At 41.0% G+C, this 14,607-nt stretch carries 9 protein-coding genes; 8 read left to right on the plus strand and 1 reads right to left on the minus strand.

Annotated features, from left to right (window positions below; translation table 11 throughout):
* The first annotated feature begins 3 nt into the window (after positions 1 to 3).
* The 6 genes from A7968_RS16795 (at position 4) to A7968_RS16820 (ending at position 7,908) form a co-directional block, all read left to right on the plus strand.
* Positions 4 to 2,094 (plus strand): chemotaxis protein CheA, encoded by a 2,091-nt coding sequence (locus A7968_RS16795; RefSeq protein WP_064667731.1) that lies wholly within the window; start codon positions 4 to 6, stop codon positions 2,092 to 2,094.
* Positions 2,091 to 2,576 carry a chemotaxis protein CheW gene (locus A7968_RS16800; protein ID WP_064667732.1) on the plus strand — a complete coding sequence of 162 codons (486 nt, stop codon included), beginning with the start codon at positions 2,091 to 2,093 and terminating at the stop codon, positions 2,574 to 2,576. The genes A7968_RS16795 and A7968_RS16800 overlap by 4 nt, the downstream gene beginning before the upstream one ends.
* Before the next feature lie 47 nt (positions 2,577 to 2,623).
* Positions 2,624 to 5,317, plus strand: coding sequence for a methyl-accepting chemotaxis protein (locus A7968_RS16805; RefSeq protein WP_064667733.1), 2,694 nt, complete (start codon positions 2,624 to 2,626; stop codon positions 5,315 to 5,317).
* A gap of 117 nt (positions 5,318 to 5,434) precedes the next feature.
* A complete protein-coding gene (locus A7968_RS16810) occupies positions 5,435 to 6,259 on the plus strand; it encodes a CheR family methyltransferase (RefSeq protein ID WP_064667734.1) in 825 nt (274 codons plus the stop codon).
* Positions 6,249 to 6,866 carry a chemoreceptor glutamine deamidase CheD gene (cheD, locus tag A7968_RS16815; RefSeq protein WP_064667735.1) on the plus strand — a complete coding sequence of 206 codons (618 nt, stop codon included), beginning with the start codon at positions 6,249 to 6,251 and terminating at the stop codon, positions 6,864 to 6,866. Before A7968_RS16810 ends, cheD begins: the two co-directional genes overlap by 11 nt.
* A 10-nt stretch (positions 6,867 to 6,876) precedes the next feature.
* Entirely contained in the window at positions 6,877 to 7,908 is a 1,032-nt protein-coding gene (locus A7968_RS16820; protein WP_064667736.1) for a protein-glutamate methylesterase/protein-glutamine glutaminase, read from the plus strand.
* On the opposite strand, the gene A7968_RS16825 is transcribed toward A7968_RS16820, so the two are convergent.
* Positions 7,905 to 8,936, minus strand: a complete 1,032-nt coding sequence (locus A7968_RS16825) for a polysaccharide deacetylase family protein (protein ID WP_064667737.1) — start codon at positions 8,934 to 8,936, stop codon at positions 7,905 to 7,907. The genes A7968_RS16820 and A7968_RS16825 overlap by 4 nt on opposite strands.
* On the opposite strand from A7968_RS16825, the gene dinF reads away from it, so the two are divergent.
* Both dinF and A7968_RS16835 read left to right on the plus strand, forming a co-directional pair.
* Complete coding sequence (dinF, locus tag A7968_RS16830; RefSeq protein WP_084448230.1) at positions 8,913 to 10,247, plus strand: MATE family efflux transporter DinF; 1,335 nt, start codon at positions 8,913 to 8,915, stop codon at positions 10,245 to 10,247. The genes A7968_RS16825 and dinF overlap by 24 nt on opposite strands.
* Positions 10,248 to 10,357: 110 nt before the next feature.
* Positions 10,358 to 14,377, plus strand: a complete 4,020-nt coding sequence (locus A7968_RS16835) for a hybrid sensor histidine kinase/response regulator transcription factor (protein ID WP_064667738.1) — start codon at positions 10,358 to 10,360, stop codon at positions 14,375 to 14,377.
* Positions 14,378 to 14,607 lie beyond the last annotated feature (230 nt).

Here is a 14,607-nt window from a genome sequence, read left to right on the forward strand (position 1 = left end):
GGTATGAGTATAGATTTAAGTCAGTTTTTTGAAGTGTTCTTTGAAGAAAGCTTTGAAGGCTTGGATGCTATGGAAGCTGAGTTATTAAACTTAGTTCCCGGCGAAGAAGATTTAGAAACAATTAATACTATTTTTCGTGCCGCACACTCAATCAAAGGAGGCAGTGGAACATTTGGTTTTAATTCTGTATCTGACTTTACCCATGTGCTAGAAACCCTGTTAGATCAAATACGCGAGGGTAAACGAGAACTTACGGCAGAGCATGTTAACTTATTACTTAAAGCTGTTGATTGCTTACGAGCTTTACTCAGTGCCCTGCAAGCAGAGCAAGATCCTAATTTAGAAGACGCGATTGCTCTGAGAATTAAATTTGAAGAAATTTTAGGGGTAAACCAAAGCGGTGCCACTAAAGTTGCGGCAGAAAAGCAACCAGCGCAACCTGAATTTAATACCTATCAAATTGACTTTAAGCCCCATCACCACTTATTTAAAACCGGTAACGAGCCCTTGTATATGATCAGCGAGCTTGCTGAACTGGGCGATTTAGAGACGCTGGCTTTTCATAATGAGCTCCCTGATATTACGGACTTAAGTGCCGATGATTGCTTTTTATCATGGCGATTCTTTTTAAATACAGTAAAAGACGAAAGCGCAATTCGAGAAATTTTTGAGTGGGTTGAAGATGATGCAGATATCAGTATCACGCTCTGTGGAGGCTTATTTGCAGAACAACAGCAGGCTACGATAGAGGAACCCGCTGTAGAAAATATCGAATCAAGCCCTGAAGTTGCTGAGGTTGCAGAAGTTGTCGCGGTTAATCCGAGTAAAAAAGCAGCTACAGCCAAAGTAACGACACCTGCCGCAGCGGAATCAACTTCAATTAGGGTGGGTATCGATAAGGTTGATTCATTAATCAATATGGTGGGTGAGCTGGTGATAACTCAAGCCATGTTGAGCCAAATTGGCGAACAAGAGATAACCGAAACGACTATTGCTTCTTTGCAAGAAGGTTTAGCGCAATTAGCACACAATACCCGAGATTTACAAGAAAGTGTAATGCGTATTCGCATGTTACCGATTAGCTTCGTATTTAGCCGATTCCCGCGTTTGGTAAGAGATATATCGCAAAAGTTGAATAAACAAGTTGAGTTAAAACTGCTCGGAGAGCAGACCGAACTTGATAAAACTGTGATGGAAAAAATCTCAGATCCTATGGTGCACTTAGTGCGAAACTCTCTAGATCATGGTTTAGAGACCGTTGAGCAGCGCATTGCTGCTGGTAAAGATCCAGTTGGTAAGGTAACCCTTAATGCGTTTCATCAAGGTGGCAATATTGTTATCGAAATCATGGATGACGGGCAAGGTCTGAATACCGAAAAAATAAAGAAAAAAGCCATTGCTAATGGGTTAGTAACTGAAGCAGACGAACTCGATGCTGATGAAATTAATGAGTTGATATTTATGCCTGGTTTTTCAACCGCAGATGAGGTGAGCGATATTTCAGGGCGCGGTGTGGGGATGGATGTAGTTAGACGTAATATCCAATCACTTAATGGTTCTGTTGAGGTGTCATCTGCCGCCGGTGTTGGCTCTACATTTACCATAAGACTACCTCTAACATTGGCTATTTTAGATGGCCAGTTAGTTCGAGTTGCGAAGCACACCTATATTATTCCACTCATTTCCATTGTTGAGTCCTTGCAGATTGATATCAGTAAGGTGAGTCGAGTAGGCAAAGACTTAGATGTGCTTAGGCTACGAGATGAATATATCCCGATCTTACGTTTATACACTATTTTTAATCATCAAGGGGCAATAGAAACGCTCGATAAAACGTTGTTGGTGGTGGTCGAAAGCGACAATCAAAAAATAGGTTTATTAGTTGATGATTTACTATCGCAACAACAAGTGGTGATCAAAAGTTTAGAAGCAAATTACCAAAAAGTAGATGGTGTTTCCGGTGCGACTATTTTAGGGGATGGGCGAGTATCCTTGATTGTCGATATTAGTGGCTTAATTAAATTATCAGGGCTTAGAAAACCAGGAAGCCAAGAGCTAATTATTGAATCGAAAGCAAGTTTGGAGGCGTCATGATCTCTGCGCATAGTGAAGTAGATAGCAAAATAATGCTAGAACAGGCGCAAGGAGTTAAGCAGTTTTTAACCTTTTTTATGGCTGATGAAGAATATGGCGTTGATATTTTAACGGTTCAAGAAATTCGTAGCTGGGAAGAAATCACTGAAATTCCCAATGCCCCTGATTATCTCAAAGGGGTCATTAATCTACGTGGCACGATAGTGCCAATTTTAGATTTAAGGTTACGTTTCGGCTTATCGGCGATTGATTATGGGCCACTGACTGTGGTGATTGTGGTGAAAGTCTATTTTGAGCAAAACAGTAAAATTATGGGCGTGGTCGTTGATGCTGTGTCGGATGTTTACAGCATCGCAGAACACGATGCGAAAACAGTGCCCAATTTTACAGATTCAGAGAACTCTGAATTTGTGGCGGGGTTGGTTAACGTTGGTGAGAAAATGGTCGCGTTACTTGATCTGAAAAAAACAATGGATATTTAGTGTCTTCACTAAATGAGCAAATGTAAATAAACAAAAAGGTGAAGGGCATGGGGTGGTTTAGCAATTCTAAAAATTCAAAATCGGACAACGATTTGGTGGTTGAGGCCTTAAATAAGTCGCTCGCAGTCATTGAGTTTGAGCCAAGCGGCGTCATTTTAACTGCTAATGATAATTTTTTAACGGTTATGGGGTATCGGCTTGAAGAAGTTCAAGGTCAACATCATGCAATTTTTGTTGCTGATGATGAATCGAAAAGTGCCGAATACCAAGCATTCTGGCAACGTTTACGTGCTGGTGAATTTATCTCTGATGAATTCAAGCGTGTTGATAAAAATGGCCGCAACGTGTGGATACAAGCAACCTATAACCCGGTGTTGGATGCGAACGGTAATGTGATTAAGGTGGTTAAGTTTGCCAGTGATATTACCGCCCAAAAAAATAAAGCTTATGAGATTGCTGGGCAAATTGAAGCTATTGGTAAGTCGCAAGCGGTCATTGAGTTTGAGCTAGATGGCACGATTATTTCGGCTAACGAAAACTTTCTCAACACGTTAGGTTATCAACTCGATGAAATTGTAGGCAAACATCACAGTATGTTTGTTGAATCAACACATGCGCAAAGTAAAGAATATCAAGCGTTTTGGCAAAAACTTGGTTGCGGCGAGTTTGATTCTGGCGAATATTTACGAATTGCAAAGGATGGCTCTACAGTTTGGATCCAAGCTTCTTATAATCCAATTTTTGATTTAACTGGCAAGCCCTACAAAGTGGTGAAATATGCCTCAGATATTACTGCGCAAAAGCAAGCCGAGGTCAAATCGTTACATGACGCGCAATTGTCTAGAGCACTGCAAGTGTGCCAAGCCAACGTGATGATCGCAGATAACAATTTAGAAATTGTGTATGTTAATGAGCAAGTGCAGCGTATGTTAAAAGCCCGTGAAGGGGCGCTTAAAACTGCATTGCCAAATTTTTCTGTAGCAAGCTTGGTTGGTACCTGTGTCGATGATTTTCATAAAAAACCAGAGCATCAAAGAAAACTACTCGCTGAGTTGCAACAACCACACAAAGCGCAATTACGCTTAGCAGGGCTTATTTTTAGTTTGATTGCGACTCCTTGGCTTGGCACTGATGGCGAGCGGCTTGGCACTATTGTTGAATGGGAAGATATTACTGATGAGGTAACGCGAGCGGAGCAAGAAAAGCTCGAAGCAGAAGAAAACTTGCGGGTGCGTCGTGCCCTTGATCGGGTTGCGACTAATACGATGATCGCTGATGCCAGTAATGACATTATATACATGAACGAAGCTGTGCTAAAAATGATGCAGGTAGCTGAGTCTGATTTACGTAAAGATTTACCCAACTTCGATAGTAGCCAGTTAATGGGGCAAAACATTGATGTGTTCCATAAAAATCCAGCCCATCAACGTAATATGTTGGCCAAGTTAGAGAAGACTTACAAAACAGAAATCCTTGTCGGTGGCAGAACATTTGGTTTGATTGCTAACCCTATTTTTACCCCTGAAAAAACACGCATTGGTACTGTTGTAGAGTGGACTGACCGTACCGCGGAAGTGGCAATCGAACAAGAGATGGCTGATTTAGTGAGTGCTGCGGGTAATGGTGAGTTGCAAGCTAGGGTCAAGGAAGGAGATAAAAAAGGCTTTTTCTTACGCTTAGCGCAAGGATTAAATAGTCTTGTTTCAATTGTAGATGCCGCGGTGTCTGATACGGCAACTATGCTAGATGCATTAGCAAATGGTGATCTATCGATTCGTATTGAAAAAGATTACCAAGGCTCATTTAATAAATTAAAACAGGATGCGAATGCAACCGCAGATAAATTGACGGAAGTGATCAACCGCATTAATACCTCCGCTACTTTAGTAGCCAGTGGGGCTGAAGAAATATCGCAAGGTAATGCTGATTTGAGTCAGCGTACTGAAGAGCAAGCCTCATCGTTAGAAGAAACCGCATCAAGTATGGAGCAGATGACCAGTACGGTCAGACAAAATGCCGATAATGCAAAAGTGGCGAATCAGCTTGCCGAAGAAACACAAAGTAAAGCGCAGTTAGGTGGTGAAGTTGTTAACCGTGCTGTGACCAGCATGTCAGCAATCAATGAGTCGAGTAAGAAAATTGCAGACATTATTAGTGTGATTGATGAAATTGCTTTCCAAACTAATTTACTTGCGCTCAATGCGGCTGTTGAAGCGGCCAGAGCTGGTGAGCAAGGTCGAGGGTTTGCTGTGGTGGCGGGTGAAGTGCGTAATTTAGCACAGCGCTCTGCAGGGGCTGCGAAAGAAATTAAAGAGTTGATCCGGGATAGTGTTGGTAAAGTTGAAGACGGCACATTGTTAGTGAATGAATCGGGTGCAACTTTGAAAGAAATAGTGATTGCGGTACAAAAAGTAACTGAAATGATTTCGGACATTGCACAAGCATCAGAAGAGCAAAGCTCTGGAATTGAGCAAGTAAATAAAGCGATATCGCAAATGGATGAAATGACTCAACAAAACGCAGCATTAGTAGAGGAAGCCTCTGCGGCAGGCGAGTCGATGGCAGAGCAAGCAAATGATATGCGTCGCTTACTTAACTTTTTCACTATAAATCAGCAAGAAGAGTTAACAACGATAACGCCAGCTAAAGCGACTACTGCACCAGCGCGTAGTACTAACATTCGTAGCAAAGCACGAGGCAACAACTTTGCTGATTCAGCAGATGAATGGGAGGAGTTTTAAGGCTGAGTTAACAATCACGCAAGTAAAGGCTCTATGTTATGCAACGTGAGAGCCTTTAGTTTGCAATTGTTTTAATGTCCAAGCGAATCCCTAACGTGCCTCTTATGAGTATTTGTAATGAAAGAGTTTTTATTAACGGACAGTGATTTTAAACAAATAGCAGCTATCGTTTATCAGGCGTGCGGTATTGTTTTGGGTGAACATAAACGCGAAATGGTGTATTCACGCCTTGCTCGTCGCATCCGAGTACTGGAGCTTACAACGTTTAAGCAGTATTTAACTTATTTAGACAATCACAAAGAGCAAGAGTTTAGCGATTTTATTAATGCACTAACCACCAATTTGACTTCTTTCTTTCGAGAACCACATCACTTTGAGTACTTGAAATCACATATTGTTCCTAAGTTGTTAGTATCCAATAAAAGTACCCGCCGAGTGCGAATATGGTCTGCTGGTTGCTCAACAGGCGAAGAACCTTACTCTGTTGCTATGACTTTGCATGGTTTATTCCCCGCTGATTGGGATGTGAAAATTCTTGCAACCGATTTAGATTCAAATGTATTAGCGAAGGCGCAGTCGGGCACTTATACGGCTGCGAATGTTAACGGGCTTGAGCCAAGGCAATTACAACGTTGGTTTTTAAAAAGTAAAGATGGCGCGCAGTTCAAAGTTAAACCTGAGTTACAGCAAGGGATCCACTTTAAACGATTGAATTTATTGCAAGATTGGCCAATGAAAGGGCCTTTTGACGTGATTTTTTGTCGTAATGTGGTGATCTACTTTGATAAAGAAACGAAAGATCAGCTGTTTACTCGTTACTACAATATTTTGTTCGAACAAGGGTATTTATTATTAGGTCACTCTGAAACGATAGGCAAGGAACATAGTGAGTTTAAAAACTTAGGTAAAACTATGTACCTTAAGGTGAGCTATGGAATGTAATTTTAAGCCTGTACTGCATGGCTTTGAGCATATCAAACGGTTTTGGGATTCAGGGCAACAGCGAGTTGTAGCTAAAGTCTTACCCGGTGAATTCTATGTATCAAAACATGATGAAGTAATTTCCACGGTACTGGGTTCGTGTATCGCAGCTTGTATTTATGATGACAAACTGGGGATTGGCGGCATGAATCATTTTATGCTTCCTATTGAAAGAGGTACAGAGCCTACCAGCGCGCATAGTTTAAATTGTCGCTATGGTAATTGGGCAATGGAGTTTTTAATTAATGAGGTGCTTAAAAACGGTGCTTCGAGGCAAAACTTAAAAATAAAATTATTTGGCGGTGGCAAGATTATTCGCTCGATGACCGATATTGGTCTTGGTAATATCCGCTTTGCCCATTCTTATGTGCAAGAGGAGGGGTTAAATTTGGTATCTCATGATGTGGGCGGTCCTTGGCCTCGCAAGGTTAACTTTAATCCGCAAACAGGCAAGGTACAGGTTAAGAAACTACGTGAGATGCACAGCGAAGCGATCGAAAAACGCGAAATCAATTACTTACATGATATCGAAAAACAAGATTCAAAAACCGATATCGAGTTATTTTAAGGGGCTAACTATGATCAAGGTGCTAGTGATTGATGACTCGCCATTAATACGGCGAGTATTAACGGAAATTTTGCATCAAGCAGATGATATTGAAGTAGTAGGAAGTGCAGAAGACCCTTATCAAGCACGGGAGATGATTAAGCAGCTTAACCCTGATGTGCTGACCTTAGACATTGAAATGCCAAAAATGGATGGCATTAGCTTTTTGAAAAATTTAATGCGCCTGCGGCCCATGCCAGTGGTGATGATCTCAACGTTGACCCAAAAAGGCTCGCCTATTACTTTGGAAGCATTAGAGCTAGGGGCGGTTGATTTTATTGCCAAGCCGAGCGTTAATGTCTCTGAGCAATTTACTCAGTACGCAAAAGTTGTGCAACAAAAGGTGCGTACTGCCGCAACTGCTCGGGTTCGTTCCTTTAAGCCCAGTGAGGTTAAGCCGCTGGAAACATTGCAGGGTGCCAAGTTTAGCCACAATAAAGTTCTGGCTATTGGCGCGTCCACGGGTGGTACAGAAGCAATCAAAGAAGTATTAATACGAATGCCAGAAAATTGCCCGCCAATTGTGATCACTCAGCATATCCCACCAGTGTTTAGTAGCTCATTTGCACAACGAATGGATCGCACCTGTACTATCAATGTTAAAGAAGCTGAGCATGGCGATAAGCTAGCAACGGGGTGGGCGTATATTGCACCTGGAGATCAGCATTTAAGGGTGATACAACAAGGCGGCAGTTTATACTGCCAACTTGATCAGAGTGAGCCGGTCAACCGTCATCGTCCAGCCGTTGATGTATTATTTAATTCGCTGGTTGAAGTATGCCCTAAAAACACTATTGCAGCCCTACTAACGGGTATGGGCAGTGATGGCGCTAAGGGATTACTAGCATTAAAACAGCATGCAGCGTATACCGTAGCGCAAGATGAGTTATCGTCAGTGGTATGGGGAATGCCTAAAGCCGCAATTGAACTTGGTGCGGCAATAGATGTTGTCTCTCTAGATAAGATTGCTCAGCAGTTATTGAGTCAAGCTGTTAAGTATTAATCAACAATAACCCACGGTTGTGAAAACCAATAATAGCTGCCCTTGTGATTGATTGATGGCGCTGTGCAGTTAAATCGAGAGCGGCCTTGAGCTAATGGCTTAGGTGAGTTTATAGTCACGGTATCAGTTGCTGACCAGTCTAGTTTTGCCTGACCAATGCCCGATACATAGCACGCTAGCTGACTTTTATGAAAGCCACCCATATTAAATTTAATGCTGATCTGAGGTGGGTTCTGGCTGGTCACGCTATCGATATAAGTAAGCTTTTGGATCGAAAACGCGCGCGAGTTAAGTTTAGTCACTAACGTATCAAGCTTGCTATAAAAACCAGAAGCTGGGAAGCGCGGCAAACGGCTAAAGTCAGAATCCTTGTTAACGGCCCCAGAATGCTGGCCAATCCCGATAAACCCCAGCTCTTTTACTAAACTTTGTAATTGATTGCTAAATTCACCATAGGGATATGCTAAGTATTTATAGTCATGACCAACTTCTTCTTTAATTCGCTGTTGTGATGACAAAATATCTTGCTTAATACGTGCTTGCCATTCGCTGGTGGTTTCATTGGCTAATTTACGGTGAAGATAATCATGTTGCGCACTGTGATTGCTGATCAGTGCGCCTTTTTTGGCAAGTTCTCTAAGTTTGTCCCAACCCATTACATAGCCTTTACCTTCATCAATCAATTTTGGATTAACAAAAATGGTGTAAGGATAATTAAATTTCTCTAAAATCGGTGCGGCTTGTTCATAATTATTGTTGTACCCATCATCAAAGGTAATCGCCACCGTTTTATCTGGTAAACTTTGCCCTTGCTGCAAGCTTGTAAGCAAATCATTTAATGCGATGACGTTAAAATCATGTTCTTTTAAATAGTTAAGGTGTTCAGTGAAGGTTTTAGCACTAACACTTGTGACGGCCGGTAGGGTTTCACTGACATGATGGTACTGTAAAATAACTGCACTGTGAGCAGGTAAAGATAGCCAAAATAGGATTGATAATACACTGTGAAAAAGTTTCTTAGTCGTCATAAAGCACACCATAAAAGCTTGCTGTTGTTAGCTGGTCCAATGATATTATCAAATATAACTGTGCCACTGTTAGGATTAGTTGATACCGCTGTAATTGGCCATCTCGGCAGCGCTCATTTCCTAGCTGGCATAGCATTAGGTGCCACCGTGATTTCGCTATTATTTTGGCTTGCGGGCTTTTTACGCATGAGCACTACAGGGTTAGTTGCCCAAGCTTATGGTAAAAAAGATTATCATCAATTAGCCGGGTTATTAAAACGCAGTTTAGTTTTAGCGCTACTCGTAGCCTTTACTTTAATTGCTTTATCGCCTTTGATCAAACATGTCATGGCGTATCTTTCGGGTTCGAGTAGCGAGGTACTTGCACAAGCCTATCGCTATTTTGAAATTCGTATTTTTAGTGCCCCAGCGGCACTTTGTAATTTGGTGTTATTAGCCTGGATGCTAGGGGTTCATTACGGCAAAGGGCCTTTTTATTTATTACTTGTCACCAACCTTACCAATATTGCTTTAGATATTTATTTTGTGGTGTTTTTAGATTGGCAAGTGGCTGGTGCCGCATGGGCATCAGTTATTGCTGATTATATTGCTTTTATCTTTGCGTTATTTTTAGTGCTTAAATTAGCTAAAAATATGGCTGTTCCACTGCTTGTGGGGGGCTGGTTCAGTGCACAAAAAATGTGGGCCTTGTTAAGTCTTAATCGTGATATTTTTATTCGCTCTTTAATATTGCAACTGTGTTTTAGCTTTATGACCTTTTATGGCGCACGGATCGGCGATATTACTTTGGCAGTTAATGCAGTCTTGTTGAATTTTTTAATGTTAGTGAGTTTTGCTTTAGATGGTATTGCCTATGCCAGCGAAGCAAAAGTGGGGCAAGCGAAAGGCCAGGGCAGTGTTCGACGTATCCACTTGTGGGTAAAAATAAGTGTATTCTGGGGAGCGCTTTTTGCGCTAGCTTACTGCGTGTTTTTTGCTTTACTAGGTTCGCAGATAATTACTTTATTAACGGATGTACCACAAGTGGTTAGTGCAGCAAATCGCTATCTGCCGTGGTTGATTTTTATGCCCCTTGCAGCAATGAGTTGCTTTTTGTTTGATGGTATTTTTGTTGGCTTAACACGTGCGAAAGATATGCGTAATACTATGGTGTTTTCAGCTTTAGTTGGCTTTTTTGGGGTGTTTTGGGTGTTTAGTAGTTGGCAAAATCACGGTTTATGGTTAGCGATGAGCTGCTTTATGTTGCTAAGAGGGGTAACCTTAATTGCCCGGTATTGGCAGTTGCGACAAACGAATCAATTGCTAAATTAAATAGATTATTTAATTCTATCGGTACATTTTACTAATTACGTGTGTTAATTTTTAGTTTCGACTATTCTTATCCTTTATGCAGAAGTTTGAAATAAAGGTAGAGAAAAAACATGTTGTATCGGCTGTTAGTGTTAGTTTGTATTTTTTGCTTTGTACGATGTGAAAATACCCAAGCAGCATTTCAACATTACGGCATAGAAGAAGGCCTATCACAAAGTGTGGTGTTTAATATTCAGCAAGACCAACAAGGGTTTATGTGGTTTGCTACTCAAGATGGCTTAAATCGGTTCGATGGCAATCATTTTGAAGTATTTAAAACGTCGACGAAAAACTCTAACTCACTGACTAATAATTATATTTATCCTTTGTTAGTAGATAGCCAAAATCAACTGTTTATAGGCACTCGCCATGGTGGCGTGAATCAGTTAAATTTATTTAATTATCAGTTTGCCCGCCCGCAGCTCGAAAATAAACGAATTACCGCATTACTAGCGTATAAACAGTGGCTGATAGTAGGCACTTTTGACGGCATGGTTTATCGACTTAACCAAGACTCCGGCGAGGTTAAGCGCATTGCCAATAAATTACTCAAGCCGGTGTATGCACTCACCAAAGTGAACAATGTGATTTGGATTGGTACACATGGTAACGGACTGCATCACTTTGATTTAAATACAAACCAGTTAGTACCAGACTATTTAGCTAAGGTGTTTGGTAGCGCACAAATTCCCGCCAGTATTTTTGCTATTAAACAAAGTAACGACTCCCATATTTGGTTGGCTACTCAAGGCAGTGGCTTGTATGAAATTAACTTGGCCAAAAGTAGCTATCAAAATTGGCGGCATCAGCCAAGTAATGCAAACTCTTTATCAAGTGACCAAATACGAGATATTGAATTTGATCAACAAGGGCGAGTTTGGCTGGCAACCCGTGGTGGGGGAGTCAATATCTATGATCGACAAAGCAAACAGTTTAGCCGTTTAGAGCACGATCCATTTGATCGTTATAGTCTTGCACACAATAGGGTGTATAGCGTGTTTCAGGACCAAACAGGGATTATGTGGTTTGGCACCGCCAATGGTATTAGTAAGCTTGATCCAACGACTCTCAACTTTAATAAATTGAAAAAGCCCAGCCCTCTTACCAGCAATGATGCATGGGCATTGTATGAAGACCCACAACAACAAATTTGGTACGGCAGTTGGGGTGGTGGCATTGATATATTAGACCGTCAATTTAACCGGGTGAAGCATTTAGATAAACAGTCGCAACCGTTGGCATTATCAAGTAATGCAATCAAGGCAATTACCCAAGATCAACAAGGCAATACTTGGATTGGCACTTGGGCTGATGGTATTGACGTGATCACTAAACAAGGTCAGCTGATCTCTTATAAAGCAGGCGTTGGTGAGCATGGCTTGACTGAAAATAGCATTTATTGCTTGTTAGTTGATAAGCACAATGATGTATGGGTGGGAACAAATGGCGGAGGGTTATTTCGTTTTGATAGCACGAGCAAGCAATTTATCAGTTATGCAACTAAGCAAGGCGACTCAAACTTAATAATAACGGCACCAAGAGTTACAAAAATTTACCAAGATAACGAGCAGCAATTATGGTTTGCCACTGATGGTGAGGGAGCTTACCGTTATGATTTTATTAGTAATGAATTAACCAATTACGCTAAACAAGAAAATGGCTTGGGGCTGAGTCATAACACAGTGCGAGCATTTTTACGCCGCGCTAATAATGATATGTGGTTGGCGACCTCTGATGGAATTAATATCATCACCGCAAGCTCAGGAGAAGTTATTCATTTAGGCCTTGAGCAAGGGTTACCCAATCAAGTTGTTTACGGTTTGATCAGTGATAAACAGCACAATATCTGGCTCAGTACTAACAATGGCTTAGTCAAAATAGACGGTCGGAGCATGCAAATAACTCACTTTCAAGCTAAAGATGGTTTACAAGGAAATGAATTTAACGCAGGTGCTTATTTAAAAAATAAAGTGGGTCAGATTTTTTTTGGTGGTACGCAAGGGGTGAGCGTGTTTCAGCCAGCAGAGCAAACACAAAATCAGGGTAGTGCAAAGTTAGCAGTGACAGAACTTAGTTTTGACGATAACGCATTAGTTAATCGATATAACAGCACGCTAGGTATGCATTATGAAGTCGAGAAAAATCGTCAGCTAGAGATTGCCGCCGATGTGCAGCGGGTGTCGCTAACGATTAATTACTTACATTATTTAGAGCCTGAAAAAAACCAGTATCGCTATCGTTTAACAGGGTTTGAGCAACAGTGGCGTACCGCACAGGGCAGCCATTTAAAAATTGATTACACCAATTTACCGCCGGGTCAGTATCAATTAATTGTCGAGGCATTCTCTAAAGCAGGGGTACCAGCATTAGCACCGGTACTCATTAATTTTCATGTGCTTACGCCTTGGTGGCGTTCTTGGGTATTTTATATTGGCTGCATTGTTGTTGGGATCGCGTTTATTTGGCTGTGCATAGTTTTATGGACACGTCGATTAAGGAAACAAAAAGCTGAACTGGAAGCGTTTGTTGCACTGCGCACCCAAGAAATAGCGCAGCAAAAAGAACTTATTGAACAGCAGGCTAATGCTCTTAGTGATACGTTAGAGAATAAAGTGCGTTTCTTTACCCATGCTTCCCATGAATTAAGAACTCCCCTGAGTTTGCTGGTCGCGCCGTTGCAAGCGTTGCTTGCCAATGAAAGTAGCGATAAAAAAAGGCATAACCTAAACTTAGCATTACGTAACTCTAAGCGATTGGAAAATCTAGTAGATAAGTTATTAACCCTAACGCGGTTTGATGAAAGCAGTGCTGATGAGGTTAAGTATATTTCGCTGTCGGCAATAGCCCGAGAAATCGCTGCTCAATTTAATGTATTGGGTGAGCAGCAATTACAATTTGACTATCAAATAGATGATGGCTTGTATGTGAATGCCAGTCGTGAAGGTTTGATTACTATTTTTAGCAACCTACTAAGCAATGCTTTTAAATACACCATAGAAGGTGAAATTGAGTTTATTGTTTCGCGACAAGCACAGCAGGCGAAAATTACAGTTCGTGATACTGGGCGCGGGATAGCAGAGGTCGAAAGAGATAAAGTTTATGACTTATTTTATCGCGCTAGTGGCCATTCTAATATAGAGGGCAGTGGCGTGGGGTTATCAATTGTAAAGCGCCTTATTGATAAATATAAAGGGTCTATAACACTCACGAGTACACTTTTAAAAGGCACTGAATTTACTGTGTTGCTAGATTTAGTTACACCATTGCCTAACCAATCAACAGCATCGTTGCAATATTTTACCCCCGAAGTAAGTGACGCAACCAGTAATAACATGGCAACTATTTTGATTGTTGAAGATAATGATGATCTACGTAATTATTTACATAGCGAGCTTAGTATTAAATACAAAGTACTGATCGCTGAAAATGGTAAAGTGGCGATGGAGTTACTACTTGAGTATGTGCCAGATCTAATCATTACGGACTTGATGATGCCTGAAATGGATGGTTTTAGTTTGTTACAGGAGTTACACCAATCGCATGTAACCTGTCATATACCCGCTATAATCTTAACAGCCAAAGGGGATCACGATAGTAAATTAAAAGGTTTAAATCATTATGCAATGGATGTAATAACGAAACCATTTGAGCGTGCCGAATTGCTACTGAAAGTAGATAACTGGGTGGCTTGGGTTGCTAAATACCACCAACAAAGAACAACGCAGAGCACTAATTCGCAGCTGGATACGGCAAGCGCGATCACCGATCCAAAAGATGCACAGCTATTAACAAACATCGATGCATTTTTAGCAGAAAACTACCACCGTCCCGAACTAACAGTACCGATGTGCGCAAAACAACTTGCCTTAAGTGAACGACAATTACAGCGTAAACTAAAGGTGCTGGTTAACCTATCTCCCACAGAATATATCCGTGATTACCGGCTAACAAAAGCGGCGGAGTTAATTCGCACTGGTCAGCAGATTAATTTAGTAATAGAAAATGTTGGTTTTACCTCACGCTCTCATTTTTCAAAAATATTTAAGGCTAAATATAATATGACAGCCAAAGAATTTCAGTGCTCTAATTAATTGAAATTTAATTAGTTGTCGTTAAAGAGAACATTTTAGTCGCAATAGAGAGCAGACTTTTTTTGAGTCTATTCTATGATGGTTGGTAGCGCAGCTAGAATATGTTGCGTTTATTAGTATCCGTTATTTTTGTATATGAAATTTCTCCTTAGGCAGAGGTTGGAGAGTAGGCCCGACCTTTGCCATTTTCGAGTTAAACCCATCACCATAGTTATCACATATTTAAGCCA

It is taken from the genome of Pseudoalteromonas prydzensis (assembly GCF_001661495.1).
In the GTDB taxonomy this organism is placed as follows: Bacteria; Pseudomonadota; Gammaproteobacteria; order Enterobacterales; family Alteromonadaceae; genus Pseudoalteromonas; species Pseudoalteromonas prydzensis.